Genomic DNA, 20,679 nt, shown 5'->3' with positions numbered 1-20,679 from the left:
GCGACAATCGTTTTTCAATAAATTTATGCTGGCTTATTTGCTAACTAAGTAAGTATTGTTGCCCGTCGACCTGATTTTAATTTCGAGAGCAAAAGCAATGGTTTGAAGCATCTCATACAAGCCTTGTCGGGTATCAAGAGTTCCTTTGATTGTAAGGTTTTTTAAATCATCTGTGAGGTAATTTATCTCAAATTGGTGATCTGTCTTTAGTTTGGTTAAAACTTCTTCTAAGGTCAATCCATCCACATATATCAAAACCTTTTTCCATTCCGGTTCTAATACTTTCGCTTTTTGTTTGTGAAGTAACAAATTATCCGATCCGTAAACTGCCTGATCTCCTCGTTCCAGTAAAACCGTATTTTTCAAACTTTCAACCTGCACTTTACCGGTTCTTACATTTACTTCCGGTTTGTTATCATCGTATGCTTTTACATTAAATGATGTTCCTAAAACAGTGGTTTTTATTGTTCCAGATGTGATAATAAATGGTCGGGAAGGATCACGTTTGACTTCAAAAAAAGCTTCCCCTTTTAAAGTTACTAACCTTTCATTTTTTGCAAATTGAATGGGATATCCAATTTCTGAATTCTCATTAAGCCATACTCTCGTTCCGTCTGATAAACATAAAAGGCGGATATCGTCATTGAATGTTTTGGTAACGGCAACTTCAATCTTATTTTTATTGACTTGCGTGAATATCTGATAACTTGTAATAGAAAAAATAAATACAATACAGGCAACCGCTGTCCAATTATAAAAGCTTTTATATCGGTCAATTGTTGCAATACGTATGTTATCCCACATACGCGATTTAGTTTCGTTTGGAAGAATTCCTCTGTTAGGTATTGCATTCCACTCTTCTCTTAATTTTCTGGATTTCATTTTACAATTAACATTTAATGTTTAAAAATCAGGTATGAATTTTATCGATTCAACTACATTAGATTTTCAGTTTATTAAATATCACGGCACAACATTACTGTTAACCTTTTCTTAATCCAACAGAAGATTATCGTCCTTTTAATTTTGAAGTAAATTAAGTTCGAAAAGAAGAAAAACGCGAACAGACAAAAGATCAAATAAAAAATAAAAAACAGAATTAAGAGACCAATTCTGACTGGCTTATAAAAAATAATGCAAACCAATAGAGCTCATGGTTTTTTACAGCATTTTTTCGAAGGAACTGTAATGTCTTTGAAATTTGGTTGGCGACAGCACTTTGGGACATGTCCATTTCGACAGCAATTTCTTTATAGCTTCGGTCTTCAAATTTATGAAGGCTAAAAATTTTTCTTCTTTTTGCCGGTATTTGATTTAAGAGATGCTCTATTTCTTCGAGTTTTGAAGTAATATCATCATCTGTTTCGGATACAATATCAAGCTCTTTGATTAACTGATCATTTTCTACAGAAAAAATTCTGTTTTGTTTTTTATACCACTTAGAAATCTCCTGCTTAGAACTTTTAAACAAAATGGCTTCTAAATCTATAGCGGGATCTACTTTGTTTCTGTATTTCCAAAGATGGATAAATACATTTTGCGTAACATCTTCTGCATCGGCAAGTTGTGCAGTATATTTTTTTACAAAACAAAATACTTTATAGTGATACAGATCATAGATTTCTTTAAAGCTGGAATCATCACCGGCACGTAAACAAATTAGCAAATTAGAACTCATAACGTAATTTTAAACTGTTAAAGAAGACCCTTACAAAAGTATAATAAACCTTATATTGATATTTTTATCAGCTGGTCATTTAATAATTTATTAATATTGCGATATTGTTTTAATTTTTATAATTGATTAAAAAACCACATTGTATTAGTTTCTATTCTAACACTTTAACACCCTTCATTTACTCTAATTATTTTTTGTGGAGGTGTAAGTATGTAGCTTTGTTTAATGTTAAGGTTAAATCAAATAAGCTTGAGATTGCGACACTTAATTCTGGGGATGGTTTTGTGGGAAGGTATGGTGTAGGAAGGTTTAAAGGCTAATGAAATGACAATTACTGTAGACAAAGATAAATCAGCAGATGCCCAAATTAAGCCAGCCCTGATTTGTTTCCGGGAAATTGAAATCGTCTACTTATAGTAGTTTTGCTTTACTGATTTTATTTTTTACAATGGCTGCAGCATTTGTAAAATGAATAAAATACTCGTCAGCTGAAGTATGCTTCTATAAATTAGAACTCATTTAGAGCGCCTTTTTTGATACTCTGTGGGGGTTAAACCTGTTTGTCTTTTAAATGCAGTAAAAAAAGTTGATTTAGAATTAAAACCACTATCATAACCTAAACTTTCAACGGTTAAGTTTTTTTCGGTTTCTAATAACTTTTTAGCTTTTTCAATTCTGTATTCTTTAATCAAATTTGAAAAGGATTTTCCTAATACTTCATTTACATATTGTGATAATATATACTTTGGCACTTTAAGCTCTTTTGCAGCTTCTTCAAGCGTAAAATTGGAATTTAGAAACAGTTCTTTTTCGACTATAATCGTCATTTTTTGACTGATTAAGTCTAATGTTTCTTTTTCAATAGTCTTGTTTTTGTATCGCTCTTTTTCCTGAAAAAAGGCAGTTTCCTGGCTATTTTTAAAAACTAAAAGTAATATTATCAGGTACAAGATAAATGTGAAGGACAAAGCTCCAACTATATAGGAAGTGTAAGCTGCAAAAGTATAGGCAAACCACACAAATGCTACCCCAAAATAAATACTTAAGAACCACACCTCCAGTTTTTTTAAACTTTCCTTTTCTTTGATTTTTTGAATGATTGGCTGAATGTATTTAAAAGACAAAACGATGTAGACGAACCATTGAAAATAGATTGATTTTACAATCCATCTGCTCCAAATTTCCTGATGTTCGACATAAGGATAAAAGATTCCTAAAACAGTCATTATACCCAAATATGGTATTATATGTCTGCCCCAATTTGGTTTATCATTTTCTGAGTATGATTTGAGGTATAAAAAAAGAAACGGACCGATCAGAGTACAGGCTGAAAGTCCGGTTTGAATGAAAATATTCGATAGGTGAGGATTAAAATAAAAGAATACCGATTTAATAATTCTGATACTTAAAACCAGTAATAACAAGGATAAAAAATAATTCGCAAAAATTTTCTTTTTAGCATTTATCGCAAAATATAAGGAAAGCAAGAAACCATTAAAAGCCCCTAAGGCACTAAAGAAAAATAATAGTTCATTTGGTGATGCCATTTTTATATCTGTTTTTTTTTGCTTTTATTTTAACTTTACGCTTTGTAAAAGTCTTTCTTTTAATTCGGAGCAGATACCCTTCTTTTTGTACAGCTTCTCAGGTTTTAATTTTTAATCTGCATTTATGATGTATCAGCTGATTTTAGATAACCAATCAAAATTACGATAGTAGTAAGTTTTATTTCCTCAGCCAAGATAATTTTTTTTCGTGAAGAAAAAATACCTACCCTGGTAAAAACGACAATTTGAAAGAGAGATGATAAAAACTAAGAAAGATTTACCTTAAACAAAAAAACCTCCCAAATCAAAAGACTTGGGAGGTTTATACTTTTAAAAGCTCGTTAAGAGTTTAATCCGATTTTAATTATTTTTTCATAGTTTCTATATTTTTTTGTTCGTTACTAAAATGTTGTTGCAGGTTGTTAAAATATGACATGCGTTTCCTGTGCTCTTATCTGATCACACTTTGTGGTAATCGAGCAGTACTTGTTATCAATTTTAAAACTCTTTGTGTACCAGGTATCATCTCCATAGGTTGTGTACCCTGTATTGATTTCTACTTCTGTAAGTGGAATCGACATTCCTTTTCCTATCGCTTTAATAACAGATTCTTTTCTAGTCCAGAATTCGTAAAATTTATCCAGCCCGTCACGATTGATTTCTGCAAATTCCTCAGCAGAAAAAACATTTTCAAATAAAGAATAATCTATGTCATTGATCTCTTCAATGTCTACTCCTATTTGCTGTTTGCTAAAAACACATACGACTGTATTGCTACTATGGGAAATATTAAAATTAAAATTACTTCCTAACATATATGGTTTCCCATAATTGTCTTTTACAATTTTCTCAAATTCAAACGATTGGTTTCCCAATATATGAGATCCCATACATACCATTAGTTTTCCAAACAAACAATTGTATCTGTCATCCCACCTTCTGTATTTAAGCACTTCCTGTCTAAATTTTTGAGGTAAAAATTGCAGGTAATACTCCAGGATACCCTGATCGAAATTACAATCACTTGAATACTGAAACAAATAGTATTCATCTTCTTTCAAATCTATTTTAGGAATAGATTCAAAATCACTAAAGGCTAAGTAATGTGTCGAATTTTGCATAATACTATTAATTTATATAAAAAATTTACAATGAGGTTTTTCATTATATATTTTGCATTTGACTTTACCAATATTTTATATTTTTTGATTTCAATGATACAGTAAGTACTATTGAATGATGCTCTCAGTATTATTTATAATGTCATAATTTATTACGGGTAACGATGACATTTTTTTAAACTGTTTCATATTCTCACGGAATATATACGGATCTGATCTAAATCAAGCTATCTAAAAATCCATATAAAGACTAGTTCTGAATGATTTATTTATTTTTAAATATATTTTTAGAAATTCTTATTTCGGTTTAAGAAGCATTACTAAACACAGCTGCTTTTAAAGGGCAAATTGTCTTATTCTTTGCAGTAGCATCAGATAGAGACGCTCCTTGTTTGATTAAACTTAATTTAAGTGCGCACACTACTCCATTTTTAGCGCAGTTACATTTCGGTTTACGATCTTTCATCTTTTTAGTATTTTAGGTTATCAATAGTGTTTTTAAAGAATAAGAGGATGACTTTATCTGCACGGGCAAAACCTGTCAGATCTCAAAGCTTACGCTCACAGATCTGGTCGTCACTTTTAGAAAAAGACGACCAGTATTATTTGGATTTTAATCCTAAATAAAAAGCTGTCCTGCATACGGCTCTCTTAAGGCAAATATTCGTGCGGTTGCCAAAATTTTACAGTTTTTCACCTATACATGACTGGCTCTTGCAAGCTTTCTTTCTACAACCAGCGTACCAATTTTATAACCAAAAAAGAATAGAATTGCAGTGTTTAAAGCGTTAAAAACCGGAAAAAATACATATATGAAAAGACTGGACAACCCGAGATTAACAAGAAGGTCTTTTACATACTCTACGCGTGATTCGTAGATAAGAAATACAATGGTAAATACGATCACCCCGATTATAAAACACTTTAAAAAAACTCTTTTATGCTCAATTTTAAATGCAGCAATAAAGCCCGTTAAAATTGTAAATAGTACTATAATGGTATAGTTGTTTATAAAAAATTGTGCTAATAATACAACTATATAAGGCAAGTAATTCAGTATCTTTTTCATTAGTTAAATTTTATAGTGTTTATAATTTTTTCCAGTTTAGCAGGATTCGTAACAAATTGACTTTTTTTATACTTGCCTTTTCTCCAGGATTCAATTTGATCTTTATAATGTATAGAGTTGATCAAACCGCTCTGACCTCCAGCAAGAATTGTATGGGCCTGTATGTTGCCGTCTTTCACTTCATATACAGCACGAAAAACCGGATGAAACTTATCTGTATTGATATTAATCGTATTGATATTACCTCCTATATTATCAATTTTTTCTCCTAGTCCAGGTACAAACAGGATGTTGTTTATACTAAACTTAGACATGTTTTTGTAGGTAACTTTTTTCCATTGATCTCCATAACTTTGAGTTAAGGTGTCTAATGTTCTTTCAAAAATGGCATCTACTATTTTTTGCTTATTACCACCACCAGGAACGGTGTATTTTTTATCATTTAAATATTTTAAGAAATTCTGTAAAGAAGGTTCTTGTTTTACCTGTAATTTAGTCTTTGCAAATTGTTTTGCTTCTTCTATTGTGGCCTTTCTTAACATTTCAAAAACCAATCCCTGATTTCCGTCACCGCTCATATCTCCGTCCCAGTTTTTTAGCTCTTTTACAATGCTACTGTATTTCTCTTTTACCGGATAATTATTGGTTAATGTTTTAAAATCATCGAGAGAAATATCAACTACATCACTTTGCATCTTCTGAATTTCCGGAACTGACCAGTCTTTCTTTCCTTCTAAAACAGAATAAATACGTTTTGCTCGATAATCATCTTTGGAACCATGTGCTCCGAAATAAACATTATTCTGGATGGGCTGTTGGTTCGCTGAAAACAAAAATCCTTTATCCGGATTAAAGGCAGACCAAAAAGCATTTAAAGGCTTCGTCGGAATGTACTTTTTAGTACCATCTAATACCTGCCCCACATAGTCAGCATTTCTGGCTGGCAGTTCGCCCGCGCATACAATTCCAATATTATTCTCTACATCGCTGTAAGCAAAATTTTGAGGTGGATAACTATAATCTTTTAAGGCTGTTGAAAAGCCATCCCAATTTTGACTTTTCATTACTTCATACATGGCTTTTACGGAGTTGCTTTTTTCTGCCGCATACCAATGTTGTGCATAATACTGACCGTTTTCTTCTTTTATAACTTTACCTTGTACGGTGCTTCTGTATTTTTCTATGTAATCAGGTTTCCCTTTTACTTTGATGGTATAATTTTTAACCTTGAAAGGAATCCATTTTCCTTCATAAAGGTACAGGCTGTCATTCTTTACCTGAAGTTTGTATCGGTCAACCAAATCCCATTCTCCATTTGTAATTCCCCATGAAATTTTATCATTATGACCACTCACTACTACAGGAACACCTGGTATTGTAAAGCCATAGGTTTTGAAAGCTCCTGTTACCATGTGGGCTTCATAAAAAGCTTCCGGAAGTGTCAAATACAGGTGAGGATCATTTGCCAGAATATTATTTTTACTCTTTGTTTTAGTGTTGTTTACGACCCAGTTGTTACTTCCTACACCCTGATAAAATTTGTTATTTGTCATTAATTTCGCTCCTAAATCAAACAGAGGCGATTCTTTTTGAGTGATTTCTGATGAAGCTGTCCCCGAAGAATGCACTTCTAAATGAGGTGTATTTATACTGGAAGGCACCAAATTCGAAGGCAAAATAGTATTTATTCCTGCTGGTTTTAAAGGATAAAAATAAGTGATTTCCTTTCCCGGTAATTTTTCGAAAATTTCCTGCTGATCGATATGATGATCAAAATAGGTCAAGGTATAACTCATATACCATGTAAATAATAAAGAATATTCTGTTTTCCATTTTCTAGGGGTCGCTCCTAAAGCTTTATAGAAAGGATCTGTATTCTCATTATTTTCCAAATAAGCATTTACTCCATCAGAATACGATTGCAGATAGGCATAAAATTCAGGGTTTTCTTTTTTGTAGGTTTGCAGGATTTCTTCCGATTTTTTCTCAAACTCATAAGGTTTCCAGAATTTATCTGATTTTAGTGCTCCTGACCATAAAAACTCGGAGAGCCTTCCCTGTACAATTCTTGACACCATCTCCATCTGAAAATAACGGTCTTTGGCGTGCATATATCCTAGTCCATAAGCTGCAGCACTTTTTGTAGCACTGTAAATATGAGGAATCCCAACATTATCTACATAAATATCTAATTTTTGATCACTATGAATCTTTTGTGTTCCATCACTTTGTAAAGGCACAGACAACAAACCTGTTTTATAAGTGGTTAATTTACCCAGAGAGCCAAATGGCCCCAATTTAAAAGTAGTAATAAAGATCCAGGCTGCCGACAATAGGACAAAGAGTACTATTCTAATTGTTTTATTTCTTTTCATTTTCTTAAGATTATAGCTTTAAATAATAAAATTGGTGTTGACCAGTGATTATGTTGTTTTATAAAGCGCATAAGGTCCACCTCCTTTTACCCTGCAGCATAAAAAAACGATGCAGGGCAAATAAAAGAAGACGTTATTGTATTTTTGGGATAGTTTTAAAAGATCGCGCTAAGTTCTGAAATATTTGTTTTTTCCAGTTTACCATACTCCATTTTAAGCAGTGTATCAGCCCTGTTGTAATATCGGTCATCATGGGTGATGGCAATAATTGTTTTATCTTCCTCCTGAACCAGTACTTGTAAAATTTCTGTGTAAAATTTATGTCTGAAATGAGGATCCTGATCTGCGGCCCATTCGTCGAGTACAATAATAGGTCTGTCTTCTAACAGGGTGCTGATTAATGCCATTCGTTTACGCTGTCCTGTAGATAAATGAGTGGTTGAAAAATAGCCGTCTTTTATACTTACTTTCCCTTCTAGTTCAAACAACTTTAAGTATTTGTTTACTTTATCATAATCAACGTCTGCTATTCCATAAAAAGCATCAAACAAATAGAAGTCACTAAAAACGGGAGCAAAAAGATTTTTAATTTTATCCTGTTCTTTCAGTGGAACTAATTCTCCGTCTATATAGGCTTCACCATTATCAAGGTTATAGAGATTTAAAACGGTGTTGATAAATGTCGTTTTTCCTTCTCCATTCCCTCCATACACAAAAACAACTTCATTTCTATTAATATCAAAATTAATGGGCCCTACCGAAAATTGATCTTTCCCATAAGAAAATGCATAGTTGCGTATTTTTAAATCTGAAAAATTTCGATACTGTCCCTTGTGTTCTACTTGTGGTAACTGTTCAAGCTTTGTAAGATCCTCTTTTAGTTTTTGCATTTTTTTAAGGGATACCACGGCCTTGTTTATAACCGGAATAATGGTCATTACACTCACAATTGGTCCCATCAGGTACAATAAAACAAAGGTAAAACTCACTTTAATCGCTGTCGGAGTTTGAAATACCGATCCTGAAAACACCAGGATAAAAGATATCAGACCATAGAATAATACCTGACTTATGATCTCACTATTGAGGTATTTTAAAAGTGCATTTACATATTTGGTTTCACCGGCCGTAGCAACTTTCATCAGCTTCTGATCATAGATCTGAGTTCCTTTAGCAGGATTGATGTTAATTTCTTTTGCTCCGTTCAATATACTATTGAAAATACCGATAAAGGTTTTTTCCATTTCCCTTACTTCTTTCAACTGCTTATTGCTGTTCTTTGATCTTAATGCATATATTAATACTCCCATTGCAATCACTATAGCACTGACTCCCAATAATTTTAAGGATAAAAAAGCCATATATATCAAACAGGCCACTATAAGAATAAGTGAAGAAAAAAAGGTAATGATCATTAATGACGCATTTGAAATATTGTTCACATCTGTTGTTAATGTAGCATATACTTCTTCTTTATATTCCTGAAGTTTTCGATAAGGGGCTTTCAGAATAAGTTTTATCACGTCTTTTCGAATGTCCCAGTATATTTTTTGAGATAACTTAATAATTCCGCCTGCCAGCCACCTGCGTGAAATAAAAAAGACAACAATAGTACCTGCAAACAAATAGAGATAATTTTGCATCGATAAGGTTTCGGTAGCTGTAATAGAATTACTTATAATTTTATTAATAATCGTTATAAATGCAAACCCTGACAATCCTGAAATTATAGCCAGTAAAGAATAACCAATTAAAGGCCTTAAAGGGATAAGTTGAGAAGGGCTGTTTTCTGATACATTATTTTTCATGTCTGTTTTTTAAAAAATTATAATTAGTCCCCAGCCCCACAACGCAGGGGGTATCTATTTACTTTAATATATTTTGCGGTGGGATGATCCTGCTTTCGCAAAATCGTAATAAGGCAGCTCTATAAATCCAACAAAGGTGTTGGCTATAACCTCAACTCTTTTGTTACAGGCTGACCAATGAATCAGCAGCGCATTCCGTAATAATCTGGGTTAATGTTTTGACCTGCCTGTGAATAAAGAAATGATTTCCGGGTACTACCCTGTAATCAAATTTTCGATTTGTATACTGTTTCCAGTTTTCAATCTCCGGAGCTGTTTTTTCCTCATCTCCCATAACAGCAAAAATGGGGGTATTCAGAATCAGGCCTATTTCTGAATGTTTCTCTTTTTCCAGGATTTCAAAATCAGCCCTCATGATAGGGCTGAAATAATTGTATAAATCTTCGTCTTCCAGAATTTGTTCGGGAACACCCCCTAAAGACCTCAATTCTTTTTTGAATTCGGGATCGCTTAAGGTATGTCTTTCCAGATCGCTGCCATAAACACCCGGACCTGCATTACCCGAAACAATTAATGCAGTAGGAGGATCTGAAAGTTCCTCCATTTTTTTGGCAACGGATAGTCCTAAAGTGGCTCCCATACTGTGACCGTAGATCATATAGGGTTGATTATTGCTTCTCCTTTTTTTAATTTGGGAGACATAGTCTTTAACCGCAGCTGATTTGCTGAGAACACACGGTTCCTGATTTCTTTTTCCTCTTCCCGGAAGTTCTAAGGCATGACATTCGAAATTATTCTGAATGTCATTTTTCAAAAAATCAAAAGAGTAGCAACTTCCTCCTGCAAAATGCAATAAAAATATCTGTATTTTTTGATTGGAATACATAGCTTTTTTTTTAAATCCAACGTATTTGTTATTCTCTGTTACTTTGATGCTCTTTTCTGTTTTTACCCTTATTGAATTTATAATTAAAGCTAAGAGTCCATCGGGCTGCATTAAAATTGGTCATCTGGTGTACTACAAAATCAGTACCCACAGTGGTCTCTCTTATTTTTCGGGTATTAAAAATATTACTTGCAGCCAACGATAGTGTTCCGTTATTTTTGAATAATGATTTTCCTAACGCCACATTCAGATAATAGTAAGATTTAGTCTTGGTCTGGGCATCACTCACCGGTGCCTGATATTCAAATTTACTTTGAAACGTGAAGCTTTTAGGAAGCTTAAGCTGAGCTAATAAAGTTCCTTTCCAGGTCTCATTAGAAAAATCCAGATTAGTGGCGCCTACGCTTCCTTTCTGATTAAAGCTATAAGCATTAATCTCTGCATTAAGAGACAACCATTTTATCGGAGCATACTGAGCCGAGATTTCGATACCAAATCGGGTTTCATCATCAAGATTGATTAAAACGGTTTCAAAAATACCTTCATCATCTTGCGATGTAAAGTATTGAAAACTATTTTTTGTTTTCGAATAGTATATCGAAGGATTAAGCACTAATCCTTTTACTTTTCTTAAAATACTTAACTCTACACCATCGGTCAAAGAAGGCAACAGGTTAATGTTTCCAAAAATACGGGAGTTAAAATCCAGAAGTTCCGGAAAAGGATTTAACTGGTCCAGGTTCGGCCTGTTGATTCGCTGACTGTAGTTTAATTGAGCCGTTGTTTTTTCGGTCAGTGCATAACTTAAATTTACGGATGGAAACAATCTTGTATACGTACTGTCGGTTAAAACGCCTCCTGTATTCTGGTCTTTAATTTCAATATGGGTATACTCTGTTCGCAATCCTAATAGATAACTGAATTTATTTATCTTATTGCCATATTGAACATATCCTCCTAAGATCTGTTCTTTGTAATCCAATCCATTGTTAAAACCGGCTATTGGCGTTACTGTTCCGTCAACATCTTCATCTGCTGCAAATTTTGTCGATACGACTCTGTTTTCAAGCTTAACTCCTGCTTCAAAATTGGCCGTCTTACCAAAAGGAGTTACATAATCCGATTGTAATACAATATCGTCACTTGTTCTTTTTGACTGTGTGTTTATAATGGACTGATCTCCTGTAGCAGGAACAAGGGTTCTTCTTTGGATGTCAAAATCTTTAGTACTATCCCAAAAATCATACTGGAAGTCTACTGTAAATTTTCTTTCCGGTTTTTTAAACGTTTTGGTATAATTGAACTCCAATTGATTGTAACTTCTATTTTCTCTGGAGTCTCCTATAGTCTGAATATAGGTGTCCTGCATATTCTCTCCGGATAAGTTGTAATTCAGGGTATTCTTATCGCGGTCTTTGGTGTCATTTCTAAAAAAAGCAGAGGTAATACTATTGCTGTCATTTATAAAATAATCCATTCCTACATACATTAATCCTCCGTCATCATGTCTTTTCTGATCTTCCCTTTGACTGATATAAAGAGCATTTCCATTTGATGTACTTTGCTGATCTCTGGTATTTAGTCCTACATAATCCGTATAACGAATTCCAAAATTAGAAAACAAATTAAATTTTCCTTTTTTATAGTTCACTCCTCCCATTAACCTGTAATCGTCAGGAATTCCCGTTACCAGAGTCATACTTCCACTAAGGTCTTCTTTATTGTTCTTTTTCAGAACAATATTTATAATTCCCGCGGACCCGGCCGCATCATAACGTGATGACGGATTGGTAATTACTTCTACAGATTTTATCGATTCGGCAGGAATTTGTTCTAAACCCTGAAGTGAAGTCAGTCCCGATTTTCTTCCATTAATAAGAATGAGCACGTTACTATTACCTCTCAAACTTACACTACCGGAAGGATCAACCCTAACAGCGGGAACATTATCCAGCACCTGAGTTGCAGAACCTCCTTTGGAAATTAAATCTTTCCCAACATCAAAAACTTTTTTATCCAGTTTTAAAGATACTTGTGAAGTCTCTGCGGTAACCACAACTTCATTAAGAGAAGTTATATCCGATTTTAACTGAATGTTTCCAAGATTAATAGCCTTAGAGCTCTCTACAGTTAAGGATTTGACTTCATCCTTAAAACCTATAAATTGGAATCGAACGGTATATTTCCCTGCTTTTATACCTTCAATCTTAAACTCTCCTTTATCATTTGTAATTACAGTTTCGACAATAACTGTGTCCTGCTTTATAGCAACAGAAGCATAGGCTAATTTTTCGTTTGGATCTTCTGCTGAAAGTGTTCCTGATATTTGAGTCTGTGATTGGGCGGATAGGGTACACATACATAACAATACCAATGCATATATGAATGTTGATTTTACCATGATATCTTTAATTAATTATTTACAATGATTATTTCTTGACATTACTGTTTTTTATAAAAATGTCCGTATTACTTCCCTTTTGTTTAACTAAGGACAAGATCTCTTTTGTATTCGACAATTTTTTCTCCATAAAGTCTTTCCGGCTCTATGTTATTTGCCAAACAATATTCTAATAACTTATTTGACTCTACAATTGGAATAGATTCATCTGTGTATTTGATCGAACTTATGTATTTTAACCAAGGTTCCATTCCCATGGCGTATACAAAAACTTCACTAGGTTTGAATACATCTACCAGTGCTTTAGCCTGCTCAAAATTACATCCGGCCAATCGTCTGGATTCGTCTTTATCTCTGGCTAAGTTTTCCGGCATTAAAGGTCCGTATAACCAGGTAAGCGGTGCTCCTTCACATTCCATTCCTAAGAAAATAATATCTATATTTCCCATTACTTTATGGATACGCTCATATAATTTTGGAGAAACATTACAAGAATCTGCTGCAAACAGGACTTTTAATCCGTCTTGGTAAGCTACATGATGGCATAGTTTACTTCTTACATCCAAATCACAATGTTCTCCAACAAATGGTAATCCTGTAATCGAACAATCTTCAAAATGAATGGTTTCCATCTCTCCCAATTCTATGATGTTTTTGAATCCTATTCTTTCGAACATTAGTTTCAGGTTTGGATCCTGCAGAAAACCGCCATTGCTTTTTGGAACGATGATGTTTTTAATCTTACGTCTTAATCTCAACAAAGTCTCAAAAAGAATATGATCCTGATGATTATGCGTTACTAAAACGTAATCTATCGATTCCGGTAAATCATCATAGGAATATCTTGATATATCCGACTCGTAACCGTAACTCACTAAAGGATCTGCCAATATGGTTGTGCTTTTGGTTTCGGTCAGGATACAGGCGTGTCCAAAATATCTTGTTAGTACACCGTCTCCCGCATATCTTTCGTATTTTTTAGATTTTTCTGTGGTGAAGAACGATTTAAATAAAGGAATGTCTTCCGGTTCTACCTCAAATATTCTTGCGATTTCGCCAAATGTTTTAGGATGGTCTTCCATTTCAAACAGTTGGTCAATTTTTTCACTTTTAAAAGGTAAGTTTACACGCAGGATGCCTTCTCCCGGAAGTTTTGGTGTGCTCAGTACAAAAGATCTTGAATCGTCGTCATGCACTAAAAACAAGTTGAAACTTTGAAGTGACTCATTATAAAACTCTGTTTCATATAGTAAAGATTCAAAAAAACGAAAAGAAGGATTGTTATTGATGTCGTAAACCAATTCAACAAGCCCTTGCAAGCTCTCCGGTACCTTATCGTATAGTGATGTCAATGCATATCCTTTCGCTTCATTCTTAAGGATATCATTCAGAGCAAATATATCTTTTCGCAATTCTAAAAGAGGAGCACATTGCTCGTTGGTATTATCGATAAGCCCTTTAATTTCATCTACCCTTTTTCCGTCATAATCGATAAAAGGACCGCCTAGCATTTTAGGTGTTTTTACGGCTGCGGCATGAATCATCGGATTCTGAACATACGACGTCATAATTTTCAAATGCCTGTCTTTAATATTCATTGCAGCAGTTGCAGGTGATACCAGGTGAGGCCAGGCATACCAATTGTCTACTAAAGGTTCGATTGCTAAATTACGTTTGATATATACAAGATCTTCATTTCTAATTTCCATGATATTGTTATTTGTTGAATTAATTATGATTAAAATTTTGAATGGTTACTAAGGATTCTTCTAAGAGCGGATGCAAACAGGAACTAAGGAAAAAATCGAGATCAAACAGTTGTTCTGAAGTTTCTCTGTAGCTAACCGGATAGGTTAGGTCTAACAATAGTCCGTTTTCATAAAGCAAACACTTAAGGTCTAAACCGGTATTGAAATTATTCTTACTATAGGAAGTAGTGACTACTGCTCCGGAAGTTGTATCTTCAACTCTTTTGCTCGCAAGTACCTGATAATTAAATGTCCCTCCTATCGCGGCTTCTATATCAATTGCTGCCATTTCTTTATAATCCTGTCTGATAATCTCGTAAGGAATGGTCTGATAAAGACGCGATTGGATGTAATCAGTATATACCGCAAGGATAAAATCTTTGTTGGATTGATAAACAGAAGGGTTCAAAACTCCCAGAGGTAAAAAATTATTAAGTACTCCCAGAATCTGATCCACTTCAATTTCTTGCGAAACCTCTTCTCTTCCGTTGACGATTGTTAGCTGTAAATTCTTATCGCTTTTCTTTACTTTACTTAACAATTTTTGATGCGCCGCAATAAATACCGCTGTTATTGGAAGACCTGCCTTATCTGCTTTTTGTTTTAGCTTTTGGAAATCCTCTCCTTTAATGGTCATTTTTTGCGTCACACATTCTATAAAGTCGTTCTGAACCTCATTTTGTTTTGTAATGCTAAAACCATCCAAATAATCTTTCCAGTATTGGCGTTGCTCCCTGGCTGTTTCTGATTTCAAAAATTGTTTCTGCCATGCTACAAATTCATAATTCGATTTGTATTTATTTTCTATCGTTTTATTAGCATAAAAACTTTGCAGATTTTGATGTACAATCGAGTTCGTGTACATATCTGTAACAGCGTGATGAATGCTTACAAAAAGATAGGCTTTATCAGCAGCGGTATCGGCTATTAAGAACAATCTTATAAGGCTACTGGTATCAAACAAGTCATATGGCTCTATAAAAAAAGCATCCAGTTCTGCTTCCGTTTTCTCTCTTTTGGTTTCATGGTAATCCTCAATGATTCTTACCTCCAAATTCACCTCCTGAGCGGTTACATATTTTTGAGAAATTAAAGCGTCGGTATCTTTTTTGAATTTGACATTTAAAAACGGGAAAAGCTCTAAAAATTCTCTGAACGTACCTTCAAACTTATCTTTTACAAAATCTGAAATAACGATCGGGCCAAACCTTCCATGTGATTGTGGGAATTGCAGAATCCTTTTCTGATTCTCTGATATATCCAGCCATTCCTTTTGAACCTGCAATTGTTCCGATGCTTCATTTTGAAAATCAGCTATTGGAGTCCTTTTCGGTTCTTTTTCGGATTGGATCAGGTCATCAATGGTTTGCTCCAGTTTTGTCTGATACGTTTTTACAAGACGTTTAATTGTTGCTTCTTTATAAACCTCAGAAGAATACCCCACAGTGATCATTAATTGTCCGGATGAAATGATTCCGTTGATACTTAGTTTTGCATCGCTGCCATTTTTCTCGCTGAAAGAGGCTCCGATTGATTCGGTTGAGAAATCAAAAAGGGAATTTTCATTCGTTCCTACTTTGTTTCCAAAATCTCCCAGATAATTAAATTCAATACACGTCTCTTTTTCCAGATTTGATTTTTCATCCAAAAAGTTAAGTATTCCATATCCGATTCCTTTTTGAGGTATAGCGTTCAGGTCTTTCTTAATTTTAAGAATGTTTTCTAAAGGATCTGATGATGATACTTCTAAAACAAAAGGAAAAACAGAGGTAAACCATCCAATAGTTCTGCTGATGTCCATGGCCGGTAAAATTTCTTCCCTGCCATGGCCTTCCATTTTAAGAACGGTTCTTTTTACTTCAAGAACTTCTTCCAATGCGAGCCCTAAACCGGTGATCAAAGCTTCATTGATTTCAACATTGTACTGTTTCGAAATCTGAGTCTGTAATTTATTGGTATAGGATTTATCCAATACAAAACTCTCTTTCTGATCGTGATAGTGCACGGCAGCCGTATATTCAAAATCGGTAGGCATTGGTGGGATATCTGTCAAACAAAGCTGTTCCCAGAATAACTTTTGCTTTGCTAATTCCGGGCCCGTAGCATATTGATGCAGTCCCTTCGCCCAATATTGATACGAATCTGTTTTTAATGGCAACTGATACGGTTCTCCTTTTGCATGGTGTGTGTATGCTTCAGATAGGTCCTGTAACAATATACGCCATGATACTCCGTCAATAATTAAATGATGAACAAATAAAGCCAGTCTGTCACCCTCTTTTAGTTTAAAAACGACAGCTCTTATAAGTCTCTCCTTTTTTAAATTAAATCCGGACTGAACCTCTTCTCCTATTATTTTCATAGCAGGAAGTGCGTCAACCTCATCCCTTAAATCATATAGTTCAATATCAAAATTAAAGGCGGCACTGGTTAGATTCTGTTGTTTCCAGACTTCATTTTCTTTTTCAAAATGAATACGCAAGGCATCATGATGATTGATAACCTGTGTCAGTGCCTTTATTAGTGTTACCGAATTAATTCCATTTTTTGCTTTTAGAAGAACCGATTGATTGTAATGCTGTTTTTCTGTAATGGCAGGATTGGTAAAGAAATAATATTGAATTGGTGTCAGTAAAATTTCGCCTGTAACTTCTGACTGGTCAATATTTCTCGTATTTAAAGTCATTAATTTTGCGAGATCTTCCAGTACCGGATTTCTAAGGATATGATCTACTTTGAGTACTAATCCTTTTTGCTTTAAACTTGCAATTAACATGACTGCTTTTATAGATTCTCCTCCTAAGCTGAAGAAGTTGTCTTTTATACCGATGTTCTTTTTATCCAAAACCTGCTCACAAACCTGAACCAGAATCTTTTCTTCGGTTGTAGCTGGTGCTACATATTCAACTTCACTATACAACTCTACACCGGCCGTTTTTACGAGTGCTTTTTTATCCACTTTCCCATTTAGCGTCAGCGGTATTTTATCTAAAAAGATAAAACTGGTCGGAATCATATAATCCGGGAGAATTTCAGATAGAAAAGATCTTAGTTCTTCTATACTCAACGGAGCCGTCATAACAATGTAAGCCACAAGTTCCTTGCTTCCCCTTTCGTCATTTTGTGCATTTACTACAGCTTCGTCTATTTTTTCATGCGAAAGTAATTGATGCTCAATGGCACTTAATTCTACACGATGTCCCCTTATTTTTACCTGCTCGTCGTTACGGCCGATATAAATGATATTTCCATCTTTTGTCCATTTTCCTAAATCTCCGGTCTTGTAAAGCCTGTCAGTTGCATGAAACGGACTTGGTATGAATTTACTTTGTGTCAGTTCTTTTCTGTTGAGATAACCTCTCCCAACCCCTGTTCCACCAATACATATTTCCCCAACTACTCCTACAGGAACCAATCGATTATTTGCATCCAGAATATGAATTTTAGCATTAGATATCGGTTTTCCAATAGGGATGATATCATAATCCGGTTTACTATTTTTTGGCATTTTAAATATGGTACCACAAATACTAACTTCTGTAGGACCGTAGGCATTATAATAGGTACCAAAATCTAAGAACGATTTTATAATTTCATAATCAGGTGCTTCTCCTGCAGTGATCAGGTGCTCGACCAGCTGTAGCGCATCAATGTTCATTAAAGCCAGATAAGAAGGTGGTAATGTAACAATGCTGATTTTATTTTCTTTTATGTATTCGGTCAGCGTACTAACATCCTTGCGTGTCTCTTCACCCACTATATACAGGCTTCCGCCCGATAACAGAATCATAAAGATTTCCCACACAGAGGCATCAAAAGAAAAAGGTGCAAACTGCAAGCCCCGGCTGTTTTCGTTTAAATTAAAATAATCAATTTGAGAAAGTATTGTATTTACAATCTGACCCTGTTCTATCATGACTCCTTTTGGAAGTCCGGTTGAGCCGGAAGTAAAGATAATATAGGCAAGATCTGAAGGGGTTACCTCAATCGCTGCTGCTTCATCATCACCGGCATCAAAACCGGTATCTACTTTCATTACGTCACCCGTGTAAAAATCCAGGTCAGACAGGTATGAAGTAGTCGTAATCAATAACCTTAACTGTGTGTCTGAAATAATATGCTCTTTTATGTGAATTGGCATATCCGGTGCAATAGGAACGTAAGCACATCCTGATTTCATAATCCCCAACATAGAGATAACACTCCATTCGTCCCGGTTTAGTTGTATTCCAACCAGGCTCCCTTTTGCCAGCTGATATTGTTTCTGAATATAACGGGCAAAATTGGTTGCGATTTTATCCAAAGCCACGTATGTAAATTCCTTACCGGCAGCAACCAGAGCAATGGCATCCGGAGTTTGTTTTACCTGTTTCTCAAACAGGGATACCAAAGTCTCTTCAGGCGCATATTCCAGTGTAATATTGTTGAAATCAAATAGGAGTTGTTCTTTCTCTTTTTCAGACAAATACTCCAGTTCCTGAATTGCTGTTTGCGGATTTAAAACGATGGCTTCGGTCAGCTGCTTAAAATGTGTCAGCAGACCGCTCACATATTCCGGTTCAAAAACATCTGTATTGTATACTAAGTGACAGGATAAATAATCTCCTTCTTCAATAAAATTAATATCCAGATCCGTTAATGCTGAAGTCTTTCCTACTTCTCTAATGGATGTTATTTGTTTTTCATCCAAAATAACAGAACCATGGTCCAGTGCATTTTGCAATAAAATCATGACATCAAATAAAGGAGATCTTGATCTTTCCCTGTTATAGTTTATCAGTTTCACCAGGCGGTCGAACGGATAGAACTGACCGTCTAAAGCGTCAAGGGTATTTTCTTTTACACTATTAAAAAAGGCATTAAAAGTTTGCTCAGGGTCTATTGTATTGCGCAATGGTAATGAGTTGATATAACACCCTACCTGCCCTTTCAGATCGGCATGATCTCTTCCAGCTACGGCTGTACCAATAATAATGTCTTTACTGTTGGTGTATTTGTAAAGCAGTACATTCCATACGGCCAATAACCCCATGAAAACACTTCCTCCGTTATCTGTACAAAGGGTTTTAAACGATGTGGTTGTTTCTTTGGAAAGGTAAGATTTAAGAGCAAATCCGTTTATCGTTCTTTCGGCCGGCCTTGTTTTATTGTTGGTAAAATTAAGTACGGGAATTTCTCCTGAAAACGTCGTTTTAAAATAGTCTTCCTGTTTCTTAAAAAGACCTTTCGCAAGCTGCCTGTTTTGCCAGGCCGCATAATCCTTATACTGAATATTCAGCTCCGGCAGCTGATGTGAAGTACCCGATTCCAGAGCGGAATAAAAAGCAAAAATATCTTTGAATAAAACGTCCAGCGACCAGGAATCACTTATTACGTGATGAATATTGCAATACAAGATGAATTCACTGTCTCCTAATTGAAACAAATTAATTCTTAATAATGGCCCGTGCTCGATATTAAAAGGTTTTTCTTTATCATTTTTGGTGATCGTTTTTACTTGCTCTTCTTTATTTTCCAGTGTCCTGAAATCCAAAAAGTCAATCTGAAAATCTATGGCTTCCTTTTCGAGAACATATTGCCTAATTCGCCCCTCTTCATCGATTCTGAATACGGTACGCAATGATTCATGTCGATCGATCGTATTGTACACTGCCTGTTTAAAATTACCGACGTTTATTTTTTGCTGCAAACGAACAGCATTAGGTACAGAATAGTTATACCCTTTGGTGCCGGTATCGATCAATATGGAGGATAACATACGGAGCTGGCTGGAAGAAACTTCGTAACTTTCGCCGACTTCTATTTTTGGAATCCTGCTTTCCTTATTCAGAAGTGTGTATTTACTCAGGTATGAAACAATTTCTTTTTTGTTGTTTCTTATTTTATTGATAAGCCCCTCATCAATCACATCATCTTTAAAACCAAGTTTAAGATCTTCGCCATCCAGAGAGAGTGTTATATTATTCTGATGTATTTCGTTTAATAAATCAACCATGACAGAGTGTTTTTTTAGAAGCAAAAGCAGTTGCCTTCAAATCATTAATAA

12 protein-coding genes are annotated in these 20,679 nt (G+C 34.7%); all 12 read right to left on the bottom strand.

The genetic code is table 11. The features are described from left to right. Positions 1-33: 33 nt before the first annotated feature. The 12 genes from AC3IS6_RS10620 to AC3IS6_RS10565 all read right to left on the bottom strand — a co-directional run bounded on the left by AC3IS6_RS10620 (position 34) and on the right by AC3IS6_RS10565 (position 20,628). Entirely contained in the window at positions 34-882 is an 849-nt protein-coding gene (locus AC3IS6_RS10620) for a FecR family protein (protein ID WP_489164842.1), read from the bottom strand. Positions 883-1,099: 217 nt separating this feature from the next. After that, the gene (locus tag AC3IS6_RS10615) at positions 1,100-1,678 is read right to left on the bottom strand and encodes an RNA polymerase sigma factor (RefSeq protein WP_489164841.1); all 579 of its coding nucleotides are present in this window, start codon (positions 1,676-1,678) and stop codon (positions 1,100-1,102) included. 515 nt (positions 1,679-2,193) lie between these two features. Further along, positions 2,194-3,225, bottom strand: coding sequence for a helix-turn-helix domain-containing protein (locus AC3IS6_RS10610; protein ID WP_489164840.1), 1,032 nt, complete (start codon positions 3,223-3,225; stop codon positions 2,194-2,196). 422 nt (positions 3,226-3,647) lie between these two features. After that, positions 3,648-4,346, bottom strand: coding sequence for a 4'-phosphopantetheinyl transferase family protein (locus AC3IS6_RS10605; protein WP_489164838.1), 699 nt, complete (start codon positions 4,344-4,346; stop codon positions 3,648-3,650). A 307-nt stretch (positions 4,347-4,653) separates the two neighbouring features. Continuing rightward, on the bottom strand, positions 4,654-4,812 hold the full coding sequence (locus AC3IS6_RS10600; RefSeq protein ID WP_489164837.1) for a hypothetical protein: 159 nt from the start codon (positions 4,810-4,812) through the stop codon (positions 4,654-4,656). Positions 4,813-5,043: 231 nt separating this feature from the next. After that, on the bottom strand, positions 5,044-5,415 hold the full coding sequence (locus tag AC3IS6_RS10595; RefSeq protein ID WP_489164836.1) for a hypothetical protein: 372 nt from the start codon (positions 5,413-5,415) through the stop codon (positions 5,044-5,046). Next, a complete protein-coding gene (locus AC3IS6_RS10590) occupies positions 5,415-7,790 on the bottom strand; it encodes a penicillin acylase family protein (protein WP_489164835.1) in 2,376 nt (791 codons plus the stop codon). The genes AC3IS6_RS10595 and AC3IS6_RS10590 overlap by 1 nt, the downstream gene beginning before the upstream one ends. A gap of 155 nt (positions 7,791-7,945) precedes the next feature. Further along, positions 7,946-9,598 carry a cyclic peptide export ABC transporter gene (locus AC3IS6_RS10585; protein WP_489164834.1) on the bottom strand — a complete coding sequence of 551 codons (1,653 nt, stop codon included), beginning with the start codon at positions 9,596-9,598 and terminating at the stop codon, positions 7,946-7,948. A gap of 163 nt (positions 9,599-9,761) precedes the next feature. Continuing rightward, on the bottom strand, positions 9,762-10,484 hold the full coding sequence (locus AC3IS6_RS10580) for a thioesterase II family protein (protein WP_489164833.1): 723 nt from the start codon (positions 10,482-10,484) through the stop codon (positions 9,762-9,764). A 28-nt stretch (positions 10,485-10,512) separates the two neighbouring features. Continuing rightward, complete coding sequence (locus AC3IS6_RS10575; RefSeq protein ID WP_489164832.1) at positions 10,513-12,885, bottom strand: TonB-dependent receptor; 2,373 nt, start codon at positions 12,883-12,885, stop codon at positions 10,513-10,515. 83 nt (positions 12,886-12,968) lie between these two features. Next, the gene (locus tag AC3IS6_RS10570; RefSeq protein WP_489164831.1) at positions 12,969-14,594 is read right to left on the bottom strand and encodes an MBL fold metallo-hydrolase; all 1,626 of its coding nucleotides are present in this window, start codon (positions 14,592-14,594) and stop codon (positions 12,969-12,971) included. A 19-nt stretch (positions 14,595-14,613) separates the two neighbouring features. Continuing rightward, positions 14,614-20,628 (bottom strand): amino acid adenylation domain-containing protein, encoded by a 6,015-nt coding sequence (locus AC3IS6_RS10565; RefSeq protein ID WP_489164830.1) that lies wholly within the window; start codon positions 20,626-20,628, stop codon positions 14,614-14,616. Between the last annotated feature and the right edge of the window lie 51 nt (positions 20,629-20,679).

Source organism: Flavobacterium sp. KH_035 (genome assembly GCF_057839565.1).
The sequence above is the reverse complement of the archived record's forward strand: the minus strand, read 5'-3'. Positions and strand labels throughout refer to the sequence as shown.

Coding starts and splice junctions, on each gene's coding strand:
- AC3IS6_RS10590 (WP_489164835.1), bottom strand. CDS start 7,790: ATGAAAAGAAATAAAACAATTAGAATAGTACTCTTTGTCCTATTGTCG.
- AC3IS6_RS10575 (WP_489164832.1), bottom strand. CDS start 12,885: ATGGTAAAATCAACATTCATATATGCATTGGTATTGTTATGTATGTGT.
- AC3IS6_RS10580 (WP_489164833.1), bottom strand. CDS start 10,484: ATGTATTCCAATCAAAAAATACAGATATTTTTATTGCATTTTGCAGGA.
- AC3IS6_RS10600 (WP_489164837.1), bottom strand. CDS start 4,812: ATGAAAGATCGTAAACCGAAATGTAACTGCGCTAAAAATGGAGTAGTG.
- AC3IS6_RS10610 (WP_489164840.1), bottom strand. CDS start 3,225: ATGGCATCACCAAATGAACTATTATTTTTCTTTAGTGCCTTAGGGGCT.
- AC3IS6_RS10620 (WP_489164842.1), bottom strand. CDS start 882: ATGAAATCCAGAAAATTAAGAGAAGAGTGGAATGCAATACCTAACAGA.
- AC3IS6_RS10565 (WP_489164830.1), bottom strand. CDS start 20,628: ATGGTTGATTTATTAAACGAAATACATCAGAATAATATAACACTCTCT.
- AC3IS6_RS10570 (WP_489164831.1), bottom strand. CDS start 14,594: ATGGAAATTAGAAATGAAGATCTTGTATATATCAAACGTAATTTAGCA.
- AC3IS6_RS10615 (WP_489164841.1), bottom strand. CDS start 1,678: ATGAGTTCTAATTTGCTAATTTGTTTACGTGCCGGTGATGATTCCAGC.
- AC3IS6_RS10585 (WP_489164834.1), bottom strand. CDS start 9,598: ATGAAAAATAATGTATCAGAAAACAGCCCTTCTCAACTTATCCCTTTA.
- AC3IS6_RS10605 (WP_489164838.1), bottom strand. CDS start 4,346: ATGCAAAATTCGACACATTACTTAGCCTTTAGTGATTTTGAATCTATT.
- AC3IS6_RS10595 (WP_489164836.1), bottom strand. CDS start 5,415: ATGAAAAAGATACTGAATTACTTGCCTTATATAGTTGTATTATTAGCA.